This is a genomic window from Cytophagaceae bacterium (genome assembly GCA_016722655.1).
Taxonomy (GTDB): domain Bacteria; phylum Bacteroidota; class Bacteroidia; order Cytophagales; family Spirosomataceae; genus Leadbetterella.
In genome coordinates, this window is the sequence record JADKIR010000004.1 from 2,946,821 (window position 1) to 2,971,242 (window position 24,422).

The 24,422-nt window shown below is 37.5% G+C and carries 16 protein-coding genes; 12 read left to right on the forward strand and 4 right to left on the reverse strand.

The genetic code is table 11. From position 1 onward, the window contains the following. The first annotated feature begins 9 nt into the window (after window positions 1–9). The gene (locus IPP61_13335; GenBank protein ID MBL0326141.1) at window positions 10–1,620 is read left to right on the forward strand and encodes a RagB/SusD family nutrient uptake outer membrane protein; all 1,611 of its coding nucleotides are present in this window, start codon (window positions 10–12) and stop codon (window positions 1,618–1,620) included. A 187-nt stretch (window positions 1,621–1,807) separates the two neighbouring features. After that, window positions 1,808–2,668, forward strand: coding sequence for an inositol oxygenase (locus IPP61_13340; GenBank protein MBL0326142.1), 861 nt, complete (start codon window positions 1,808–1,810; stop codon window positions 2,666–2,668). A gap of 74 nt (window positions 2,669–2,742) precedes the next feature. Here the strand turns inward: IPP61_13340 and IPP61_13345 are convergent, their stop codons facing one another. Beyond that, on the reverse strand, window positions 2,743–4,497 hold the full coding sequence (locus IPP61_13345) for a hypothetical protein (GenBank protein MBL0326143.1): 1,755 nt from the start codon (window positions 4,495–4,497) through the stop codon (window positions 2,743–2,745). A gap of 321 nt (window positions 4,498–4,818) precedes the next feature. On the opposite strand from IPP61_13345, the gene IPP61_13350 reads away from it, so the two are divergent. From IPP61_13350 to IPP61_13360, 3 genes are all read left to right on the forward strand, one after another. Next, window positions 4,819–5,748 carry a DUF1080 domain-containing protein gene (locus tag IPP61_13350; GenBank protein MBL0326144.1) on the forward strand — a complete coding sequence of 310 codons (930 nt, stop codon included), beginning with the start codon at window positions 4,819–4,821 and terminating at the stop codon, window positions 5,746–5,748. 204 nt (window positions 5,749–5,952) lie between these two features. Beyond that, window positions 5,953–6,567 (forward strand): fumarylacetoacetate hydrolase family protein, encoded by a 615-nt coding sequence (locus IPP61_13355; protein ID MBL0326145.1) that lies wholly within the window; start codon window positions 5,953–5,955, stop codon window positions 6,565–6,567. 179 nt (window positions 6,568–6,746) lie between these two features. After that, the gene (locus IPP61_13360; protein ID MBL0326146.1) at window positions 6,747–8,282 is read left to right on the forward strand and encodes a bifunctional metallophosphatase/5'-nucleotidase; all 1,536 of its coding nucleotides are present in this window, start codon (window positions 6,747–6,749) and stop codon (window positions 8,280–8,282) included. An 87-nt stretch (window positions 8,283–8,369) separates the two neighbouring features. Here IPP61_13360 and IPP61_13365 read toward each other — a convergent pair whose 3' ends face one another. Beyond that, window positions 8,370–9,095, reverse strand: a complete 726-nt coding sequence (locus IPP61_13365; GenBank protein MBL0326147.1) for an NUDIX hydrolase — start codon at window positions 9,093–9,095, stop codon at window positions 8,370–8,372. 178 nt (window positions 9,096–9,273) lie between these two features. Here IPP61_13365 and IPP61_13370 point away from each other — a divergent pair, with 178 nt between their 5' ends. The 4 genes from IPP61_13370 to IPP61_13385 all read left to right on the forward strand — a co-directional run bounded on the left by IPP61_13370 (window position 9,274) and on the right by IPP61_13385 (window position 14,877). Beyond that, a complete protein-coding gene (locus tag IPP61_13370; GenBank protein MBL0326148.1) occupies window positions 9,274–13,029 on the forward strand; it encodes a ThuA domain-containing protein in 3,756 nt (1,251 codons plus the stop codon). A 39-nt stretch (window positions 13,030–13,068) separates the two neighbouring features. Then, complete coding sequence (locus tag IPP61_13375; protein ID MBL0326149.1) at window positions 13,069–13,449, forward strand: hypothetical protein; 381 nt, start codon at window positions 13,069–13,071, stop codon at window positions 13,447–13,449. A 219-nt stretch (window positions 13,450–13,668) separates the two neighbouring features. Beyond that, entirely contained in the window at window positions 13,669–14,127 is a 459-nt protein-coding gene (locus tag IPP61_13380) for a hypothetical protein (GenBank protein ID MBL0326150.1), read from the forward strand. Window positions 14,128–14,370: 243 nt separating this feature from the next. Then, on the forward strand, window positions 14,371–14,877 hold the full coding sequence (locus tag IPP61_13385) for a septal ring lytic transglycosylase RlpA family protein (GenBank protein ID MBL0326151.1): 507 nt from the start codon (window positions 14,371–14,373) through the stop codon (window positions 14,875–14,877). 16 nt (window positions 14,878–14,893) lie between these two features. Here IPP61_13385 and purL read toward each other — a convergent pair whose 3' ends face one another. Continuing rightward, a complete protein-coding gene (gene purL, locus IPP61_13390; protein ID MBL0326152.1) occupies window positions 14,894–18,580 on the reverse strand; it encodes a phosphoribosylformylglycinamidine synthase in 3,687 nt (1,228 codons plus the stop codon). A 225-nt stretch (window positions 18,581–18,805) separates the two neighbouring features. Here purL and IPP61_13395 point away from each other — a divergent pair, with 225 nt between their 5' ends. Beyond that, window positions 18,806–19,426: an RluA family pseudouridine synthase gene (locus tag IPP61_13395; protein ID MBL0326153.1), complete on the forward strand. Its 621-nt coding sequence runs from the start codon at window positions 18,806–18,808 to the stop codon at window positions 19,424–19,426. A 167-nt stretch (window positions 19,427–19,593) separates the two neighbouring features. Here the strand turns inward: IPP61_13395 and IPP61_13400 are convergent, their stop codons facing one another. Continuing rightward, on the reverse strand, window positions 19,594–19,896 hold the full coding sequence (locus IPP61_13400) for a rhodanese-like domain-containing protein (GenBank protein MBL0326154.1): 303 nt from the start codon (window positions 19,894–19,896) through the stop codon (window positions 19,594–19,596). A gap of 241 nt (window positions 19,897–20,137) precedes the next feature. Here IPP61_13400 and IPP61_13405 point away from each other — a divergent pair, with 241 nt between their 5' ends. Both IPP61_13405 and IPP61_13410 read left to right on the forward strand, forming a co-directional pair. Next, window positions 20,138–20,578: a hypothetical protein gene (locus tag IPP61_13405; GenBank protein ID MBL0326155.1), complete on the forward strand. Its 441-nt coding sequence runs from the start codon at window positions 20,138–20,140 to the stop codon at window positions 20,576–20,578. 161 nt (window positions 20,579–20,739) lie between these two features. Next, a complete protein-coding gene (locus IPP61_13410; protein MBL0326156.1) occupies window positions 20,740–24,309 on the forward strand; it encodes a family 78 glycoside hydrolase catalytic domain in 3,570 nt (1,189 codons plus the stop codon). Window positions 24,310–24,422 lie beyond the last annotated feature (113 nt).

A 24,422-nucleotide genomic window follows, 5' to 3' on the forward strand; every position in this document is an offset into this window, starting at 1 on the left:
GACATTGATATGAAAAATATATTTAAAAGTTCTTTTTTAATAATGATCGGCCTTCTCGTGTTTGGATGCCACAAGATCGATGTGCCGGTAAATACTCAGCTTACACCTGATATTTTCCCACAAACAACCGCTCAGTTTATTCAGGCCTCCGGTCCTCCATATGCTGCATTGAGAGGGAATTTCGCATTAGATTACTGGTTTATGCAATCACTCACCACTGACGAGGCAATAATGCCAGCCCGGGGAGGAAACTGGTATGATAACCGTGGTTATATCGATATGCACCACCATACCTGGACCAAAGACCACGGTGCCACCAATACTTGTTGGAACTGGCTTTCTACTGTAATTGGAACAACAAATCAGGCTCTGTCTATTTTAGAGACAACAGTACCGGAGGCTACTGCCTCAAAAGCTCAGAATTTAGCTGAACTAAAAATGATAAGAGCTTTTGCATACTTTATGATGATGGATTTGTTTGGTAATGTACCTATATATGACACTTATGGAGACTTTACTCCAAAAACCAATACTCCCCGAGCTGAAGTATTCAAATTCATTGAAACTGAAATTAAAGCGGCTATTCCAAGCTTAAGTACTGATGTAAGTATGGCTACCTATGGAAGATTTACGCAATGGGGAGCACAAGCCTTGCTGGCAAAAATGTATTCAAATGCCGAGGTTTATACCGGAACCGCAAAAAATGCAGAGTGTATTGAAGCTTGTAATGCAGTAATCAATTCAGGAAAGTTTTCAATCGAATCAAGGGCCAATTATCTCAAAATGTTTTATCCTGACAATGGCCCTCAGATGAAGGAATTTATTTTTGCTATTCCTTATGATCCTGCTGCTGCGGCTATGAGTGGTACCAATGGTTTTATGTACCATGCGAGATACGATGTTCCCCGGTCACTAAGGGCCAGGTTTAATCTGACTTTTACACCTTCAGCACCTCGCAGCACTTTGCCGGAATTTTATGCACATTTTAATGATGAAAACGATATAAGAAATAAGCAATGGCTTACAGGTAAGCAGTTTATGGCTGATGGAGTGACTCCTGTAATGGTTTCAACTACAAAAAAAGGTTATGATCAGTTTTATACTGGTTCAGATGGTGGTGAAAAATACACTTATCAGGTTGAGCTTACTCCGGAAATCAAACTACGTCAGGATGTTGCCACTTTTGACCTGGGTAACGACGAAATTGCATGGAATATGGGTTACAGAAACATTAAGTTTTTCCCGGATGCCACTTCAACCAACCGTAACCAAAACAATGATTTTCCCGTTTTCAGATTTTCCGATATACTTTTGATGAAAGCGGAAGCAACATTGAGAAGTAATGGCTCTGCCCAGGTAGTTGCTGATTTGGTGAACCAGGTTCGTTCTAATCGCACTACTTCACCCGCCCTTACAACTGTCAGCCTTGAGGATATTTATCAGGAAAGATCCAGAGAGTTGGCGATGGAAACTTGGCACAGAAATGACATGATCCGTTTTGGAAAGTTTGAAAACAAATGGGGTTATAAAACTGATGCAGATAAAAACAAAAGGATTCTGCCAATTCCTCAGGGAGCTATGACCCTGAATCCGGCATTGAAACAAAATCCCGGGTATTAATTAAAATTGGATTAACCCCAAAATAATCAATATATTCAATTCTAGGTTCCTTATTCTTATTTCAAAAATTTGAATAGGGAGCCTAATTATTAAGTAAACAAACAGGAAACATATTTTTATCCTGCGAAATTAAAGACTTAAAATATTTTGTTATATTTTTATATGATTCAACCTAAATTTATTAATAATGGAAAATGTCAATTCTAATCCTTTAAAAAGCATTGAAGAATGGGAGGATGATGTGTTGGAAAGATATCCGGAACCGGGTAAAAAAGCTAAAGAAGATTACCGAAACTACGTTGATTCAGAAAGAGTTAACACTGTTAGAGAGTTTTACAGGCTTAATCATACTTATCAGACATATAATTTTGTAGAAGAAAAGGAAAAGGAATTTCTTGCTTTTAATAAGAAAGAAATGACTATCTGGGATGCTGTAGATTTTTTAAATACGCTAGTTGACGATAGCGACCCTGATACAGACCTTGATCAGCTTCAACATTTATTGCAAACTTCTGAGGCAATCAGAGCCGACGGACACCCCGATTGGTTTGTGTTAACAGGGTTTATGCATGACTTGGGTAAAGTATTATGCCTTTTTGGTGAACCCCAATGGGCGGTGGTAGGCGACACCTTCCCCACTGGCTGCAAACATTCCGATAAGATAGTTTACCCTGAATTTTTTGATGCTAATCCCGACTCCAGAGACCCAAGATACAATACTAAGTTTGGTATATATGAACCTAATTGTGGCCTCGATAATGTAAAAATGAGCTGGGGACATGATGAATATATTTATCAAATGATGAAAAATTATATTCCGGAAGAAGGCTTATATATGCTGCGATATCATTCATTTTATGCTCAGCACAGAGAAAACGCTTATGATCACCTTATGAATGCCCACGATCATGAAATGTTTAAATGGGTAGATAAGTTTAACCCTTATGATTTGTATTCAAAAGTACCAGTGACACCTGATTCAAAAGCATTAAGGCCTTATTATGAGGATCTTGTTGCCAAATATTTGCCGGCTACTTTAAAGTTTTAAATCAAATTCAAATTTGTTTCATAGTAAAATTGGTCGAATTTTATAGGGGTAGAAGTTTTTCTGCCCCTATTTTTTTAAGATATTTCCAATGTGTATTCAAAAGGACAAATGCCGGTTAGATACAAATATTTTCCTTTGGTTTTTAATGTTCCAAAATGCGTGCTGTACATTTCACCTTCAAGATTCTGAAAACTTTTATGGTTATTTAACCCTGGTCCAACTTTTATTTCGTCATTACCTGATTTAAATATTGCAAAACCATCTTTTAAGAAATAATCATTTTCTGCCATTGATGTAACTGGTTCTACATTTTGAAATTGACCATTTTCATCAAAACAAAGCTCTAACACCACTTTTACACCTTCAGGTGCATTGATTTTAAATTTCAACAGATGTTTTCCCGATTGCTCTTCATAATCAACTATTGCATTCAATTTCTGAACATTGCTAACGGGCCTATGCTGAAAATCCATTTTATTCCAGAAACGTCCGTCGGTACTGGGGCTCAGGTTATAATCTCCGTCAGGTTTTAGGTATTTTTCAGGAAGAGGTTGATAATAAGGAGCTTCAAAATCAAATTGAGTCTGATAACCACTCGCTGTTTTCTTTAAACCTTTTCCTCTGATATACCCAACACTGAAAAATGAAGTGGAAAGTCGCACATACTTTAAAATAGCCTCACCTTTTCTGAAACTAAACAATGATGGATTGCTTGATCTGCCTGAGGCAACTATAGTGGGCCAGTCGGTTCCGGCAAAAAGTGTTATTGATTGATTATTATTTCTTTTTCTTAAAAGATTTATGCCCTTGTAAAGCTTCTCATATTGATTCGGAAGGATTCCTTTAGAAATATTTTTTTCCAAAATTGGATTCTCACGGATATAATAGAGCAAATTGCGACCCTGAATTTCTTCAAAATCTGGCATTTTTTCAATGAATCCCATCATAGAAGCATAGAGTGGGTTTCCTGTTTTGATAGCCATATAGCGATAATGAATATAAAACTCTGTGATGTTGCGGTGATGAAAAGCATCTTGCCGCCTTGACTGCACCGTCACCATGTCACCGTTTGGCTCCATCATGTGAAATAGCCAGTTGAGGTTTTTTTTGACTAATTTTAATAATTCTGTTTTTTGTGCATAATCAGCCAGGAAAATCAGTGAACGGTTAACAACTTCGGCATAAGTGATGCTTCTTTCCAAATATATTCCATCGGCATCAGTAAATACTTTTTCGGCCAACCAGTCATTAATCCTTTTCGTATATTTTTTATCTGGAAAAAGTGCATTTACTTTTGCCAGTGCTGAGCTCACCACCCACCGGTGATTTGGGGTATGCACTCCTCCTATAGCCAGTTGGTTAGCTGCTCTGGTAATAAAAACCCTGAGATTAGATTTAAGTTTTTCCATGCCGGACGCAGATTGCAAAATCCTGGCTGCTGCACAAAGTGGGTCAATGATAAATGCCGTGTCAGGCGGAGAGGATAAGTTTCCAAAATCTAGCGTTCCATCGGGTTTTTGTTCTTTTAAGAGAAAATCAACGATTAAATTCATCGCTTTTTCTAAAGCTGGGGATTGATAGTACTTGTTTTTGGATTCAGTATAAGCAGCAGAATAATTGGCAAGATCAAAGCCTAAACTCCTCCTTAAACTGCTAATTGGATTGGAATAAATTACAGAGAGCCGTTCGATTTCTCTTTGATTTGCTTCTAAAATATATGAATCTGTGACTTCAATATTTGACAAATAATGCTCATTTTTAAAAGAAGAGAGTGAAGGTAACAATATCGTTCCGATACCGATTTGTTTTAGAAATTGGTTTCTTTTCATAAATTTTTAAAGTAAAAAAATCCGGAAGGTTTACCGGAATGACCAGATATTAAGAGTATAAAAATCGGAAAATTTCGGGTCTTAAAATGATGTTATTCTGTTTAAAACTATGCATATATTTCCAGAAAGTTCACCAATTCTATTTAGAATTTATACTTTCTTTTTGAAATTTATAAAACAAATCTGCATGAAAATTCAAGAAAACTAATAAAAGAAAAATCCCAATAATTTTATAATAAAAACTTCGGAGATTATATTTTTGGAAAACCCAATAAACGGATTAATATTGTAGCTACTTTCAGTAAAATACTAAGAATATTTATGAATAATCTGTTTAAAAACCCCCTTTTTGGTTTTCTTTTCTTTCTAATAAGCCTTAATCAGACCCACGCTCAAAATATTGAAGGTCGGTGGGATTTGACCGTAACCCGGGGTGATCAAAAAGTGCCTTCCTGGCTGGAAATCAACCATTCGGGTGTCAAATATTTAGTTGGACATTTCGTTGCCGATGGAGGAAGTGCCAGGCCAATTTCCCGCATATTTTTTAATGAAAATAAATTGACGTTTTCGATTCCCCCACAATGGGACAGTATCGATAAAGACCTGAAAGTGGAGGGAGAACTAAAAAATGATGCTCTCTCAGGCTCCATGACCATGCCTAACGGTGAGGTGATGACCTGGGTAGGAGTGAGGGCACCGAAATTGATCCGAACCAAAGAACCAGTTTGGGGAACGCCCGTCAAACTTTTTAATGGAAAAAACACCGAGGGCTGGGATACTTTTGGTCAGCCTAGTCAATGGGTTGTGGAAAATAGCGTTTTGAAAAGTCCAAAGTCGGGTGCAAATATCAGAACCACAGGCAAATTCAATGATTTCAAACTTCATGTGGAATTCAGAGTGCCGAAAGGCAGTAACAGCGGGGTGTATCTTCGTGGTCGCTACGAGGTGCAAATTACCGATAGTTATGGAAAAGAACCAGCTTTAGGTGAGTTGGGAGCCATTTATGGATTTATTCAACCTTTGGAACTGCCTGCCAAACCCGCTGGCGAGTGGCAAAGTTTTGACGTGATTTTGGTAGGAAGAGTCGTAACTGTTGCTTTAAACGGCAAAACAATTATTTACAAAAACGAGATTCCGGGTATTACCGGTGGAGCTATAGACAGTAATGAGGCCGAAGCCGGGCCAATTATGTTTCAAGGCGATCACGGACCTATTGAATACCGAAATATTACCTTGATTCCTGCAAAATAAAAATAATTTCTGTTTTAGATTTCAATAAAAATCAGGGTTTCAATGAAGCTCTGATTTTTTTTTGCTCAATTTTTATATTATCCTATTCGATTCTTTTCATTCAAATTGTATTCTAAAAAATACTTCTTAAATTCAATAAAAAAATAGACAATTCAATCATTCAATAAATCAATCAATCATTCTCTCATTCAATACTTATTAATCATGAAAATTCTGGCTATTGGAAAAAACTATATCAACGAAGGTGAAGACAAAAATGCAGGAAAAACCGGTAATCCAATAATCTTCTCAAAGCCTGAAACCAGCCTGGTAACCAACAATCAAGATGTCGAATTTCCTGATTTTACCAATGATTTGCGATATGAAGCTGAACTGGTCATAAAAATTGGAAAGACAGGCAAGAAAATCTCTGAAAGTGATGCAAAAAGCTTTATTGTAGCCATAGGAATCGGTATTGATTTCACTGCCAAAGATATTTTTGATCAAAGCCGCGAAGGCAAAGGCCCCTGGGATCTGGGCAAAGGTTTTGATGGCGGGGCACCCGTTTCATCGTTTGTTCCGGTATCTGAATTTCCTGATTTGAAAAACATCAATTTTGATCTGAAAATCAACGATGAACTTAAGCAAACAGGCAATACAACTTTGATGATTTATACTTTTGAAGAGATAATCGCTTATGTGTCAAAGTTTATGACACTCCAGCCTGGCGACTTGATTTTTACCGGTACGCCAGCCAAAGGCACCGGTCAAATTCATAAAGGTGATAAATTAGCTGCCGCGATTGAAGGAAAAGAAATGATTGCTTTTGCGATGAGCTGAGTTTTTTATGCCAAATTTAAAATCTCTCTAATTTTTGTTTTTTGTTTTTTTCCAAATAGAATTTCTAGATTTACAATTATTTCTAGAAGGAATTACTGGTTTTTCCGATAATTAAATTGGCAGTTTTTTTTACAATTAAGAAATTTCAGTTTAAAGCTGATTTTTCAAAACCTATTTTGATGAAAAAAATTCTATTTCTTTTTATTTTAGGTACACAGGTATTTGGTCAAAAAAACAAGTCATTGACGCTTCTCTATACTAATGATTTGCATTCAAATTTTGAACCCATGCGTGTCAATTGGGTGGATAAAAATCGTAATGTAGGTGGTTTTGCCAATATTTCTACCCTTGTCAAAATCGAAAAAACCAAGAATCCGGATGTCCTTTATTTTGATGCCGGGGATTTTTTTACAGGGCCATATCATAGTTTTTTAACAAAAGGCGAAGCAGTAATAGATGTGATTAATAGTATGCCAATCGATGCTGTTTGTGTCGGAAATCATGAGTTTGATCATGGCTGGCAAAACGTACCTATACAGTTTAAAAAAGCCAATTTTCCGATTTTGAATGGAAATATTTTTCTGAAAAATTCAAATGATTTGATTTGGAATAATCCCTATAAGATTTTTGAAAAAAATGGAATAAAACTCGGGGTTATCGGACTTCATGGCAAATTTTCATTTTATGATACAACAGCAGAGGTTATGGTAAGTGGTATTGAATGCAGGGATGAAGAAGAATACCTAAAAAAATACATAGCCGAACTCGATAAAAAAGTTGATTTAATAATCTTACTTGTGCATGAAGGTATCCCTGGCAGGCAGTCTTCCTCTGGTCAATCCGATGTAGAAAGAAGTTTGCAAAAAGATATTGAATTGGCAAAAAATGTTCCGGGAATTGATGTTTTGATTACCGGCCATGCACATAAAGGTACTCCTGAAGCTTTGATTTCCAACGGTACATTAATCGTTTCAACCGATGCCTTGGGCATTCAATTGGGCCGTTTAGATATTGTTTATAATCGAAAAAAAGATAAAATTGTTTCACATAGAAATAAATTGCAGGTGGTTTATGATGATGAAATAAAAGATGATGAACTAACCGCAGAAGTGATTAGAAAAACATCTGAAAAATTGAAGATAATTATACAGGAACCGGTTTGTAAAATAAATTCAATGCTTTCAAGATCTTATGGCGAAGAATCAAACCTGGGGAATGCAGTGGCGGATGCATTAATGTTTACCAATCCAAATGCCGATTTTGCACTTACAAATAGTGGTGGACTTAGGGAAGATATTTTGGGGCCGCAAGTAACCGTAGGAGATCTGATCACGGCTTTTCCTTTTCCAAATACAGTGGTTGAAACGGACCTCACCGGAAAAGACTTAATGGGGATTTTTGAGCATGGAGCAGGACTTACAAATGGTATTTTGCAGGTTTCTAAAGGTGTTGAAATGAAATATGATGAGTCACTTGAATCTGGTAAAAGAGTAAGTAGTGTTAAAATAAATGGACAATCTCTTGAATTAGAAAAAGTTTATAAAGTGTTAACTAATAATTTCTTAGCAGATGGAGGAGATGGATTTTTGGGTTTTAAAAATGGAAAAAATAAGAAAGATACTTTGATCCCCGTTTTGGAAGCAATGACCCGATACTTAAAAACATTTGAAACTTATGTTCCGAAATTAGAAGGTAGAGTGGTTAATATAAAATAATATAAAGGGATTCTGATTTTAATGATAGCTTTTAATTTTTATAATAATATTTTCGAATTTTTTTTTGAATCTTTTTTGAAGTTCTAATTAATCCCCCTTCCTAAACCTATACAAAAACGGAGCCTTATTAGCCGCACCAGTATATACTTTTTCGAGGCGTTCCAACACGTTGAGATCCAGCATTTTCTTTTGGAAATTGTTTCGGGGGAATGGTCGGTCATATACCGCCTCATAAAGTTCCTGTAGCTCCCGCATGGTGAAGGTTTCTGGCAATAGATTGAATCCAATCAGTTTCTCGTCGAGTTTTTCCCTGAGTTTTTCCAGAGCAAAGTTCACCATTTCATTGTGGTCCATTATCATTACTGGCAGATTTTCAATATCGTACCATTCCACACTATTGTCAAATTCTCCTTTCCTGAGACTCACTTTGTTTATATCCACTAGAGCATAGTATCCAATAGATACAAACCGCTTGGAAAACCACCTTAACATTTTCTCAAGTTCAAAATTGGAACCAATATTTTGCCAGGTTTTTACTTTTTCCTGGAAAGAGTCATTAACACGGTTTTCAGCTCCGAATACCCTGAACTGTTCCAGATAAATTTTGTTGAGTCCGGTCCTTTCTTCCAAAATTCTCATGGCAGCGGCATCAATATGCTCACGCTGTTGTATGAATCCGCCCGGAAGTGTCCATATATCATAATCCATTTTGACTTTGGCTATCAATACTTTAAGCCTGGAATCCCAGTATCCGAATATCACGCTATCAATAGAAAGTTGAGGAATAAAATGTTCCTCATCTAAATTCATCATATTTATATTGCCAAGACTTAAAATTCAAAATTTAACCTATAAAAATAAAAGATTGACTACCTTTTATCCTATTTTTAATCCAAATATAAAAATCATTGTCTTAAATATAGACAATAATATTATTTTTTATATTTTTGGCTTGATTATTTAAACCTTGTATATCCTAATCTAAACAAATATGAAGAAAATTCTTTTGGGAATGTTGTTGTTCCTATGGGTTATTGATTCCAAAGCTCAAACAAAAATCAATGCTTTGGTTTTTAGCAAGACAGCCGCCTTCAGGCATCAATCCATTGAAGCCGGAAAAGTTGCCCTCACTAAATTGGCAAAGGAAAAAGGATTTTTGGTAAGTTTCACCGAAGATTCTGAACAATTTACCGAGCAAAATCTCAAAAAATTTAACGTTGTTATTTTCCTCAATACTACAGGAGATATCCTTGACGATGCTCAACAGAACTCCTTTGAACGTTATATTCAAGCGGGAGGAGGTTATGTGGGAATCCATGCAGCCACCGATACAGAATATGAATGGCCCTGGTACAATAAACTTGCAGGTGCATGGTTTCTGGATCATCCCAGCACTCCAAGTAATGTTCAGAATGGCAGATTTTTCGTAACCAAAAGAAATGAACTTACTGCCGGTATGCCCGATTCATTTGAGAGAAAAGATGAATTTTATAGTTTCAAAGATATTTCTTCAAAAATTAATGTTGTCGTAAAAATCGATGAGAAATCATATATAGGTGGCAAAAATGGTGATGACCATCCCATTAGCTGGTATCATGAATTTGACGGAGGGAGGTCTTTTTATACTGCCATGGGGCATACCGATGAAACTTATTCCGAGCCAATTTTTCTCAATCATATATATGCAGGGGTGGTTTATGCTGCCGGTGGGGTAGCACCAAAACCGGTCGATTTTACAAAATCCAGACCGGAAGAAAATCGCTTCACTAAAGTTATACTGGAGGAAAAATTGGATGAGCCTATGGAATTGTCATTACTTGATAAAGACCGGGTTTTATTTATTCAGAGAAAAGGGGAAGTCAGACTTTATAATACCAAAACGAAAAAGCTGAAAACGATAGCAAAAATTCCGGTGAGCTTAAAATATATCAGTGCTGATGGAAAAGAATCTGTAGCAGAAGATGGTACTCTTGGTTTAAATAAAGATCCCAATTTTGCAATAAATAGCTGGGTTTATATGTATTATTCTTCTACAAAAGGCACATACAATGTCCTTTCAAGGTTTACAATGAAAGGCGATGAGATTCTTCTCACTTCAGAAAAAGAAATACTGAAAGTAGAAACCCAAAGGCAGGAATGCTGCCACACAGGAGGATCCATTGCCTGGGATAAAGCGGGAAATTTGTACCTTTCTACTGGTGATAACACCAATCCCCATGGCTCTGATGGGTATAGCCCCAGCGACGAAAGACCGGGTCGTAGTCCCTGGGATGCTCAAAAGTCTTCGGCCAATACCAACGATCTGAGAGGTAAAATACTCAGAATCAAGCCTCAGACCGATGGTACTTATACGATTCCTGAAGGGAACTTGTTTCCCAAAGGTACTCCAAAGACCCGACCTGAAATCTATACGATGGGTCACAGAAACCCATTCAGAATTTCTATTGACCAGCATACCGGATATTTGTATTGGGGTGATGTGGGTCCTGATGCCTCAAAATCTGATGAAAAACGTGGTCCGGCAGGGCATGACGAAGTGGGACAAGCTCGCAAAGCCGGAAATTTTGGCTGGCCCCATTTTGTAGGTGATAATAAGGCTTATTTTAAATATGACTTTGAAAATAAAAAGACTTTGGAACTTTGGGATTCCCATGCTCCCAAAAACACATCGCCAAATAATACCGGTATTGAAATTCTTCCTCCAGCCCAAAATGCCTTTGTTTGGTATCCTTATGGCGACTCCAAAGAGTTTCCTTTAGTGGGTAATGGAGGCCGAAATGCCATGGCTGGGCCGGTTTTTTATGCTTCTGATTTCAAAACAGCAGCCAGACCTTTCCCAAAATATTATGATGGTAAATTTCTGGAATATGACTGGATGAGAGGCTGGATTATGGCGGTAACTATGGATAAGGAGGGTAATTTAATTTCCCAGGAAAGATTTATGCCTAACTATAAATTCTCAAATCCTATGGATATGGAATTTGCCTCCAATGGCGATTTATATATGCTGGAATATGGAACAGGTTGGTTTACAGCCAATGATGATGCCCGATTGATCAGAATAGAATACAATGGGGGAAATAGAAAGCCTCAAATACAGATGGCTGCCAACCAGCCAGGGGGTGCAATTCCATTTAATTTAAAACTGACATCAAAAGGAACCACCGATGCCGATGGAGATCCACTGAAATACACATGGAAAATTTCTTCTGTTAATGGTTATTCCAGAATTTTATATACTCCAGACGCCAATGTCACGCTTTCAAAAGAAGGAATTTATAAAGTTACCCTAACTGTCAATGACGGGAAAGGAGGTACCAATAGTCAGGCAATTGAAATTTCAGCCGGAAATGAACCACCTGTTTTGAGTTTAGAAATGCCGGAAAGTAATAAGTCATTTTTTGTGCCCAACCGCTCTTTTGCCTATGACATAAAAGTGACCGACAAAGAAGACGGGGAATTGGGTGCAGGAATAGACCCTGAGAATGTTGCTGTGAATATTGATTATCTTTCAGAAGGTTTCGATAAAAACATGATTGCAATGGGTCATCGGTCAGCTGATGAAAACTCCGCATTCTCAAAAGGCAGGAAACTCATTGAAGCCAGCGATTGTATGGCTTGTCATAAAAAAGACAGTAAATCTATAGGGCCTTCCTATCGTCAGGTTTCGGAGAAATATAAGGGAAACAATGCTGCTCTTGAGACTCTGACCAAAAAGATTATTTCAGGAGGTAGCGGTGTTTGGGGTGAGACTGCTATGGCTGGTCATCCACAGCTTGCCACTGCTGATGCGGCTGAAATGGTCCGATATATACTTAATGTTGCCAATGAAAAACCAAAAGAGAAAGGCCTACCCATTAAAGGAACCTATAATGCAAAAGTACCCTCAGGAGACAAAGGGAAAGGGGTTTATATTCTTAGGGCTGCCTATGAAGATCAGGGTGCCAATGGAATACCGGCAATGAAATCGGAAAAAAGTTTTATTTTGAAAAATGCAAAACTTGATGCCCACGGTTTTGATGAATATGCCGAAATCAACAAAATGTCATTCGGAGGTAACAATCTGGCAATTCCAAAACATGCATCATACATGGTTTTGAAACAGGTTGATCTACAGGGGATTACAGAGTTGGTTCTTTTTGTTACAGCTCCAAAACCTCAACTTAATGCTGCCGGTGGAAAGGTAGAACTAAGAATCGGTGGGCCAAAAGGCAAGAAAATTGGGGAGTCGGTCTTGCTGGAACCTTCCGAAAAAATGGACTTTACACCTAAACCATTATCTGTTTCAATCAATGCGGATGTTTCCAAAGATCAAATGCAGGATATATATGTAGTATTTGTAAACCCAACGGCTGAGCTTAATTCATTAATGATAGTGATGGGTGCTGAGGTAAAATTGGTAGAAAGTGGAATTCCCTTGACTGAAACTCCAAAGGAAAGTAATGATGCCGACTTTTTCGTTGGAAAATGGGCAGCAAAAATGATTGGAACTCCGGAAGGTGACGTAGATATTTCACTGGAAATAAAGCGTGAAGATGGCAAACTTACCGGTACCATGACTTCCAAAATGCAGGGGGACAAAGTCCTGCCGTTAGATAAAATTGAAGAAGAAAATACCGAAAAAATTAAAGCATTTTTCACTACTAATGGTATGAATATCAATATGTTATTGGAGAAAGAAGATGCAGATAATTTTACAGGTAAATTAATGGGCATGTTTGAGGTTAAAGGGAGTAGATTAAAATAATTTATAAGCGATTTTTTAATATTTAAAACTATATTTTTTATGAGAAAAGTAAATATTGTTGTACCAGTTTTAGTTGTTTTAACTCTTTTAAGTAGTTTCATTCAGGCAGATGATTATTTTCTGGGGAAATGGGAAATTATGGTAGCCGGTACCCCGAATGGAGACATCAAATTTGCCACTGATTTGCAAAGAAAAGAGGGTAAATTATTTGGAGAACTTACTATTCCAGCAGACCCAAATGCACCGGCCATTCCTATTACGAATATTGAAGAAGGAACCGACAAAATCACAATTTATTTTTCGGCACAAGGATATGACTTGAATTTGGACCTTGAAAAAGTCGATCAGGACAACCTGAAAGGCACTTTGATGGGAATGTTTGATTCCAAGGCTGTGAGAGTAAAAGTAAAAACTGATTAAATTCCTTATTTTTAATTTTTCGGAAAAGCTATCATTTATTTTTGATAGCTTTTTTTATTATTAGAGCATGAAAATATTAAAAAAAAATCGCAATTGTGTAAAACTATTCCTAAATATATATACTATTGGAATGATTTTAGCGGTTAGTATTGTTAATAAATAAGAGTGTGACAGACTTAAAATAATAAGATTTATCCTGGTTTGGAATGTCCATATAAAATGAATAGAATCCTGCTTATATTAATATTATTAAGTAACCTTACTTTCGGTCAAGCTCCTGCATGGACTTCAAGTGTGGCTGCAGGTACTCTCACAGAAGCCGGTTCTAATTACTCTTTGACTCAAACCAGTGCTACAAATCAAACCACCATTTCCGTTTCAGGAATGTCAACTTTTACTACTTATTATGTTACAATCCATAAAATCGATTCTGATTGGAACTCAGGTTTGGCACTTTGGGCAAGGAGGAGTAACAATGGTACTGCTTCATCAGGATCAATTTCAGGAGGCACCAGCTTTATTCAATTAAGTAGCAGTCCTCAGTCTTTTTTTACAATGAGTTCTGGTTGGACTACTTCCAGAACAAACATTCAATTTCAATATCAGATTACTGGGATTTCAGTTCTCATTCCTGCCAAAACTCATACTACCACAATAGTGTACACACTAAGTAATTAATTATCAATATTTAATAAATTTTACATAATTAAAAATCCTCTGTTTACTTAAATTTTGTATTTTTTTAATACACTTTTTTGTATTTTTTCTGGAAAACCTTGTGTTATCAGGTTTTTTAAGGAAATTTTAAGGTGTTTTGTAGCAATTCTTTTCAATCCTGACGTTTGTTTTGCAACCGAAATAAAAAATCTGGTATTGATAATCAATTGATTATGCAAGCCTCCACACATTAAACAATAATTTATGATAAAAAACAGAGTAACATTTAAATTAATCTTGTTTCTGCTAATCAGCAATTTGTCCTTTTCTCAAGGACTTGATTACAGGAAAACTTTCAAAGGTCTCGCCTCCTTTTATGCTAAAAAATTCGGTGGGAGAACGACAGCAAGTGGTGCTGTATTTAGTAATAATTTTTTTACTTGTGCTCATAAAACTCTCCCTTTTGGGACTTTGGTAGAAGTGACTAACCCCGATAATGGCCGAAAGGTAATCGTTCTGGTTAATGATCGGGGACCATATCATGGCGACAGAGTTTTGGATCTTTCACACCAGGCGGCCAAACAAATTGGCCTGGTAAATGACGGTGTGGCCAGAATCGAAGCCAAAGTATTGAAGAAAAAATACGGTTTCAATATTTTTACAGGTGAAATTCTCCAAAATCAACCATTTTTGCTTCGTGTTGATTCTCCGGACTACCATAAGAGACTATTCCTTCCTCAGGAGAGAGAGAATTTCGTGGTAAGAAGATAAATACCTTTTCTTTGAATTATTCCTGGTTTTTGGTATCAATCCATTTTTTGGCATTAACAAATGCCTCCAGCCATGGGGTAACCTCATCGTTCCGGCCTTCGGGATAATAGGCCCAATTCCATTGGAATGTCGAACGCTCAATATGTGGCATGGTAACCAGGTGACGGCCTGTATTGTCGCACATCATGGCCGTATTGAAGTCAGAACCATTAGGGTTCCCAGGGTATTCAGCATAGCCGTATTTTCCAACGATTTTATATTTATCTTCAGAATAAGGCAAATGGAATTTTCCTTCACCATGTGATACCCAGACGCCAAGTGTACTACCGGCAAGGGTAGAAAGCATCACTGAGTTGTTAGCTTGCACAGTTACTGAAGTGAAAATACTTTCATGCTTATGCGACTCATTATGATGCAATTTGCCGTGAATCTCATGCTCAGGGTTGATTAATTCCAACTCCATCCATAGTTGGCAACCATTACAAATACCTATTGAAAGGGTATCTTCCCTTTTGAAGAAGTTTTTCAAAGCAATATTGGCTTTTTCATTGTATAAAAAAGCCCCTGCCCATCCTTTGGCTGAGCCCAAAACGTCAGAATTGGAAAATCCACCCACAGCCCCGATAAACTGAATGTCTTCCAGCGTTTCTCTTCCGCTGATAAGATCGGTCATGTGCACATCTTTAACATCAAAACCTGCCAGATACATTGCATTGGCCATTTCCCTTTCCGAATTACTACCTTTTTCTCTGATGATGGCAGCTTTGGGTTTTTGAGATCCTTTGACTTCCGGTTTTTTACCTGTAAAATGTTGAGGAAAAGTATATTTCAAAGGTTGATTTTTGTAATTGGCGTATCTGGCATCTGCCTGGCCATTTTTGCTTTGTTTTTTATCCAAAAGATAAGAAGTCTTAAACCATGTATCTCTAAGTTGATGATAATCAAGGCTTAATTTCTTGTGATCTTTTACGATTTCAATAGTTTTACCTGGAACTGGTGATCCTATTTTTACAACTTCAATGCCATTTTCTTTCAGTGTATTGGCAGCATTTTCTTTGGCTTGAAATACCAAACCAATATTTTCTGCGAAAAGAATTTTAACCAAATCTTTTTCCTCAAAACCACTCAAATCATATTTTGCTCCCAAATCAGTGTTCGAAAAACTCATTTCAAGAAGGGTTGTGATCAATCCACCACTTCCGATATCATGACCGGCAGCGATTTGTCCTTTTTTAATTAAATCCTGAAACAGATTGAAAGCCTTGGCAAAGTAACCTGCGTCATTGATATCAGGAGCCGACTGGCCCACTTTGTTAAGGATTTGTGTAAAAGAACTGCCACCAAGTTTAAAGTCATCTTTAGATAAATTAAGATAATAAATATCCCCGGCATTTGGTTTTAAAACAGGCTCCACGACTTTAGTGATGTCATCACAATGTCCGGCAGCAGAGATTATTACTGTTCCAGGGGCAATCACTTCGTCATTAGGGTACTTTTGCTTCATCGAAAGGGAGTCCTTTCCGGTAGGAATATTAATTCCGAGTGCTATCGCAAACTCTGAACAGGCTTCTACAGCAGCATAAAGGCGGGCGTCTTCACCAGGGTTTTTGCAGGCCCACATCCAGTTGGCAGAAAGTGAAACCGACTTAAGTTGGTTTTCTAAAGGAGCAAAAACGATATTACTCAGGGACTCGGCGATTGCATTTCTTGAACCCACAGCCGGGTCAATAATGGCCGTCCCGGTCGAATGCCCTATACTGGTAGCGATACCGTGGCCACTTTTGTAATCCAGAGCCATTACGCCCACATTGTTGAGAGGCAATTGTAATTCGCCTGCACATTGCTGTTTTGCCACACGTCCGCCCACGCAACGGTCCACTTTATTAGTAAGCCAGTCTTTGCAAGCCACAGCTTCCATTTGTAAAACCTGATTCAGGTATTTTTCAATATCATCGGCAGAATACTCTGGCTCAGAATAGGTGATTGGCTGCGTTTTGTCCTCCATGATAAACTTAGGAGAGCTGCCAAACATATCCAAAATAGAAAAATCCATGGGTTTTATACCAGTGGTTTTGGACTCAAATGTGAATCTATGATTGCCGGTGATATCGCCCACAGTGTACATCGGTGACCTTTCACGGTCGGCAATTTGCTTCAAAGTATCAATATCATTTTCTCCGATCACCAAACCCATTCTTTCCTGCGACTCATTTCCGATGATTTCCTTGGCAGATAGGGTAGGGTCACCAATCGGCAATTTATCAAGGTCAATCAATCCCCCGGTTTCTTCTACAAGCTCTGACAAACAGTTCAAATGCCCACCGGCACCGTGGTCATGTATCGAAACGATAGGGTTGTGGTCACTTTCTACCATACCTCTGATGGCATTGGCAGCACGTTTTTGCATTTCAGGATTTGACCTTTGCACTGCATTTAATTCTATTCCTGAGCCAAATTCACCCGTATCAGCAGACGATACTGCGGCACCTCCCATACCAATGCGGTAATTGTCACCCCCAAGTACTACCACTTTGTCTCCTACTTTCGGGGTTTGTTTTTTTGCCTGACTTTCTTTGCCATAACCAATGCCACCTGCAAGCATAATTACCTTATCAAATGCCAGTTTACGTGAACTTTCCTGATGTTCAAAAGTGTAAAGCGAACCTGCGATGAGGGGCTGCCCAAATTTATTTCCAAAATCAGAGGCACCGTTAGAGGCTTTTATCAGAATATCCATCGGGGTCTGGTAAAGCCATTTCCTGGCTTCCATGCCATTTTCCCATGGGCGATTTTCCTCAAGTCTTGAATAAGCTGTCATATAAACTGCAGTTCCGGCCAAAGGAAGGGAGCCTTGTCCACCTGCTAATCTGTCCCTAATTTCACCACCTGACCCGGTAGCTGCACCATTAAATGGTTCTACTGTGGTAGGGAAATTATGTGTTTCTGCTTTTACCGATATCACTGAATCAAATTCTTTTTCAGAATAAAAATCTGGTTTTTCAGCACTTTTTGGTGCAAATTGAGTCACTTTCGGCCCTTTCAAAAAAGCCACATTGTCTTTGTAGGCCGAGACAATGTCATTAGGGTTTTGTTCCGAAGTTTTCTTGATTAATTTGAATAAAGAAGAAGGTTTTGCTACACCATCAATTACAAAAGTGCCATTGAATATTTTATGACGACAGTGTTCTGAATTTACTTGTGAAAAGCCAAATACCTCAGAATCAGTAAGTTTTCGGCCAATTTTTTCTGATAATTTTTCCAAATATTCTACTTCCTCTGTACTAAGCGAAAGCCCCTCTTGTTGGTTATAAGCCGAAATATCTTCAATTTCCAGGATAGGCTCAGGTTTTTTATTAATGGTAAAAATTTCCTGATTTAAAACCGAATATTTTTGAGAAAGCATTGGGTCAAAATCAGTTGATTCAGCTCCCACTTCAGTATATTCCTCAATTCTGATGATTCCCTCAATTCCCATATTCTGAGTAATTTCCACGGCATTGGTGCTCCATGGGGTTACCATGGTAGCTCTGGGGCCTACAAAAGTCCCGGTTAAACTCGCATTTTCGTCATTTAACTTATTGAAAATGTGCTCACTGGAGGTGTCAAATAACCAAAGTAGTTTTTTGATGTCCTCATCAGAAATATTTTTCAGTATCTGAACAGCATAAACGGTCTTTTGGGATTGCCCGAAGAAATGAATCATTTTTTAGGAATTATCGGTTTGAAAATGCTTTACAAAGTTAGGTTTTTAGGTTAAGACCTGAAAAAATAAATTCCTGCTTTGAAGAAAAAAAGCAAAACAAATTTTAGGTTTGGTTTTTTATTAGATTTATCAGAGAATTATTAATATTATTTCCGGAAAAGATTTGAAAAAGGTGTCATTAAAAGTGTTTTATTTAGTTTTGTATAAATTCAATATCATATTTCTTTGATAATTTTTGAAGATAAAAATATAATTGTAGTAAACAAACCTTCTGGAATTTCTACGCTTCCCGAGGTGGATAGTACATCGTTATTTGATTTATTAAAAAAAGACCGAGAGCTTTTTGAATTAAACCGAATTGACAAGCGGGTGAGCGGATTGGTATTATTTGCCAAAACCAAAGAATCGCAAGTGATTATCAATAAGCAATTTGCAGAAAGTAATGTAAAGAAATTTTATAAAGCTATAGTATCAAAAAAGCCTGACACTTTCACGGGCATTTTAGAAAATTATCTCGAAAAAAATAAAAATAAATCATATATCTCCACACCTGAAAATAAAAAAGCCAAATATTCAAAACTCAGTTATGAATTAATTTCGAGTTCAGAAAGGTACCATCTTTTACAAATCGAACTTTTTACTGGTCGGTTTCACCAGATTCGTTGTCAGCTTGCCAATATCGGATGTCCTATTTTAGGTGATTTAAAATATGGATACAGGCGAAGTAGCCCTGATGGAAGTATATTTTTGCATTGTTTTAAGCTTGATTTTGTACACCCCGGAACGCAAGAAAGAGTTGTATTCGAAATCCCATGTCCTGAAATATGGTCGAAATATGGATTTTGAAAAATTTCTATAATAAATTAGCGAAAATTCGCAAAAAATATTTGATTCGCATTGTGAGGGTGTTATCTTTGTTTAAATTTTACACTTCATCAATGTAAAAACAAAACATAGTTTTAATCTAAAAGGAGTCGCTTAAATATCATTTTTAAAACGACTCCTCTTTTTTTTTAATTTAGGTTTAACCAGCTTCCTCCGTCATAAACTTCTTCTAAACCGGCACCTATCAGAATACGTTTTGCATTGCTGCTACGCATGCCTGAAGCACAACAAACCACTACTGGCTTCCGGTAATTTTTAATTTTTGTGATGTTGTTCTGGATTTTGTCCAAAGGAATATTTACTGATCCTTTTACATGACCTCCTGCAAATTCGCCGGGAGTTCGTACATCCACTATCACTGCTCCATTTTCAATAATGCTTTTTACATCTACTTTTGGTCCGCCACCAAATAAACTGCTAAAGAATCCCATAATATATTGATTTTTTTGATTGCAAAATTCGCTGGTATGTAAGCAATAATCTGTGAGAATTATCACTTTTTAAATGGATAACAAAAAATAAAATAAACAATTCAGTTTTTAAATCCTTAATTATTATTCTATGTGACTGATAAGAAGATTTTAAGTTTTAAAAGTATATTTAAACATGAAAAATTGCCGATATGTTATTTTTTTCTTTCATTTGTACTCATAAACTAAAACGTAATTTACAGTGAAAAAACTCATACTTATTCTGATTTTATTATTGCTTGTTTTCATTGGATGGTATATAAGCACAGGTTATTTTTCATCGGGAGAAAGGGCTGGTACCATCTCTAAACTAAGTGAAAGAGGTTATGTTTTCAAAACCAACGAAGGTGTACTTAACGAAGGGGGTTATTCAGGTGAAACTGGTACATTGGCACCACGTTATTGGGATTTTTCTGCAAAAGAGGATTCTGTAGTTGAAAAACTTAAGATAGCATTATCTACAGGAGAAAGAATCACATTGCACTATCAGGAAAAATTCCTAAAATTCCCATGGAATGGTGACACTAAATATTTTATTACAGATGTAACGTTTCTGCCTAAACCAGCACCGGTAGCACCAGTTGCTCCGGAAGTTCCTCAAGCTGAAGTCGTAGCTCCGGTGGATACTTTAAAAACACTTTGATTTTATATTTTTAAAAATAATAAATAGAGGCTGTCTGCAAAGGGCAGCCTTTTTTTTTTGAGGAGAAAAAAATTATTAAATTAAAACTCCAAAAAAGGAGAGTAAAGGCGAGTTATTCATTATCACTTCTTTATTTTTGATTTAAACTTCAACCTTGAATCATGTCTAAAATCAGGACGCTTCTCTTTGTATTTTTTGTTTCTGTACTGAATCTGAATGCTCAGTTTGCTATACAAAATCTCAGAACCAATTACAGAGTAACCCCGATGGGTACCGATTTGCCTAAACCCCAGTTTTCTTGGCAGATGAAATCCTTGGATAATGGCAGGGGATTGGAGCAAATCGCCTATAGGATAATTGTTAAAGATGAAAAAGGGTTGACTGTTTGGGATTCCAAAAAAGTAAATTCTGGACAAGCTCACGCCATACAATATGAGGGGATAGCATTTGCCGCAAGTACAAAATACACTTGGACGGTACAGGTCTGGGACAACAAAGGAAAGGTTTCAAAAGCTACTTCATGGTTTGAAACCGGACTGTTGAATACCTCAGAATCCGCCTGGTCCGGTGCACAATGGATTGGAGGAGGCGATGAAGATTTGGTTTTTTACCTGCATTATCTTTCGGTATTTAAACTTAGTTTCGGCATCCAATTAGATAAGGGTTCAGCCTCAACCAAAGGTTCGGTAATATTTGGAGCCAATGATACCCGCCTTGCCAACAAATACCTGAATCTGATGGGCGTAGAGAGAGGCAGAAACGAAAGTTACACCGAAATCGAACTGGATATTTCAGGTTTGAATTCAGAAAATGGCAAAGCTAAACTAAATATTTACAGAATTGGCTATACCAATGATGATAGGGAAGAAGTTCCCCTGAAATCGTTGGAAATACCTGATAAACTGATAAATAATGACAATAAGTATGAAAAACACAGAATCATAGCTGAATCTAACTTCGGAATTTTTGAATTCTATATTGATGGTAATGATGCGGCACACAAAGTAGAGATACCAATGCCCGAGCAGTATTCTCCTTTTGCTCCGAGGGGCCTAAACCTGAATCCGGTGGGATCGGGCAATAATTTTATCAGTTTTCCGATGGTGGCTGATTTCGGATTTAAGACCCGTGAAGGTCAGGCCGCGACATTTTCAGATTTGAAAGTTTCTAATTTCAGATTTCCATCCAATACCCTTTTCGAAGACAAATATGCCCAGTTGCTCTCAGGAGTAGAAAAATCGGGAGATGCTTACAAATTTTCAGGAAAAATGTTGGTTACAGGAAACGCCACTCAAAATGCAGCACCTATGCTGAGAACTACATTTAAAACCAAACCAGGTATCAAAAAAGCACGGCTTTATGTGACTGCCCGTGGGATTTATGAAATGTATCTCAACGGGAAAAGAGTAAGCGATGAATATTTCAATCCGGGATTTACACAATATAACAAACATCACCAATATCAGACTTTTGATATTACTTCTACACTTCAAACAGGTAAAGAAAATGCCATTGGAGCATGGTTAAGTGAAGGTTGGTGGAGCGGAAATATCACCTACAGTGGGGAAAGCTGGAACTATTTCGGTGACCGTCAATCACTTTTGTCCAAAATTGTAATTACTTATAATGATGGTACTGAGCAGGTTATTACCTCTAATGAAAATGACTGGAAATTGTTTACCGATGGTCCTGTGAGATATGGATCCTATTTTCAGGGAGAAGTATATGATGCTACCAAAGAAGCCGCAATCATAAACTGGTCTGCCCCGGGTTATGACGATTCAAAATGGAAAAAGGCAGTTTCAGTGCCCCTGGAAGGGAATGCCTTTATCGGTGCATTTTCTGAAAGAAGTCAACCTTATACATTTGATTATAAAGATTTTAAGTTAATTGGAAATTTAGACGAAAACGTAAAAATTGTAAAAACCCTCACTTCCAAATCAGTTAAAGAAGTAAGGCCGAAAGTTTTTGTGTATGATATGGGGCAAAATATGGTAGGAGTGCCTCAGATTTTGATAAAAAATGGCAAAAAAGGGCAGATAATTAATTTAAGGTTTGCCGAAATTACCTATCCCGAACTTCCGGAATACAAGGGTAATGAAGGTATGATTATGCTCGAAAATATCAGGGCTGCACTGGCTCAGGACCGATATATTTTAAAAGGCGGCGATGAAATCATCCAGCCACGATTCACTTTTCATGGCTATCAATATCTGGAAATCACCGGCATAGATACTCCGATTCCTGTTCAGGAGGTGAAAGGGCTGGTTTTAAGCTCAGTGCAACAAATTTCCTCTGATTACAAAACCAACAATCCTCTGGTAAATAAGCTTTGGGAAAATATCACCTGGTCGCTTAGAAGCAACTTTCTTTCAATCCCAACCGACTGCCCGCAACGAAATGAACGGATGGGCTGGAGTGGTGACATTTCGGTATTTGCCAAGGCCTCTACTTTTTTGGCTGATGCTCCCATGTTTTTAAGAAGACACATGCTGGCCATGCGGGATATTCAAAATGAAAGCGGAAGATTTACCGACGTAGCCCCGGTAGGTGGTGGGTTTGGTGGTACACTTTGGGGCAGTGCGGGCATTACCGTTGCCTGGGAAACCTGGCAGCAATATGGTGACAAACAGCTCCTTGAAGAACATTTTGATGCAATGCTTAAATACATTAATTTTTTGGAAACCAAAATAGATCCTAAAACCGGAATTTTGAATGAAGGGCCTCTGGGCGACTGGCTTAGTCCGGAAGGCAATAAAAATGACAATACCCTCTTTTGGATGGCTTATTATGCCTATGATCTCGATATTTTGGCAAAAATGGCAAAAGCTTTGGGTCGGTCAGGTATTTCGGAATCTCTTATGGCAAAAAGTCAAAGTATCAAAGCGAAATTTAACGAAACCTATCTGGATCAGAACGGCAAAACCATTAAATCTGGTATGAAGACCGGATTCATCGGAGCTCCCAATGAAAAAGATGGCCGTGATAGTTTTGCAAAAGGCACAATCATGGACACCCAGGCTTCTTATGCCATCCCGATGGCTCTGGGAACATTTGACGCCAAAAATAAACCTCTTGCCTTACAAAAATTCAAAACAGTTATTTCGAGAAAAAATACCGATGATGGCGGTGTGGAAAGACCGGAATATTCCCTCATGACCGGTTTCATAGGCACGGCATCCATCTCAGAGGCACTTTCTGAAAACGGAGCAACAGATTTAGCTTATAAACTTTTGACCAACAAGCAATATCCATCCTGGTTGTATTCGGTGGTTAATGGTTCTTCTTCGATTTGGGAAAGACTCAATAGTTATACGGTTGAAAATGGTTTTGGTGGAAACAACAGCATGAATTCCTTTAATCATTATTCTTTTGGAGCGGTTGCAGCCTGGATGTACAACTATTCATTGGGTATCCAGCGTGATTCTGACTCTCCGGCATTTAAGAATTTTATTTTGCAACCTTCACCCGATCCCAATGGGGATATCACTTCAGCATCAGGATATTACGATTCGGTTTATGGTCGTATTTCAAGTGAATGGAAAAAGGAAAAAGGAAAATTAACATTCAAATGCACTGTGCCTCCCAACTCCAGATCTACGTTGTTTTTACCTGCAAATGATATTTCCAAAGTGCTGGAATCAGGTAAAAAATTGACCAATGCAACAATTGAAAATGGAAAAGTGAAAATGACTTTGGGTTCGGGTACTTATGTTTTTAATGTGAGATGATTCATTCCAAATACCAGTAAACCTGCTGCACTCTGAAAATCTTCATATTTGCCTTTTCAGGAAATTTCAACAAAAGGATAAAATATACTCTGACTATCAGTGTTTTATGTTTT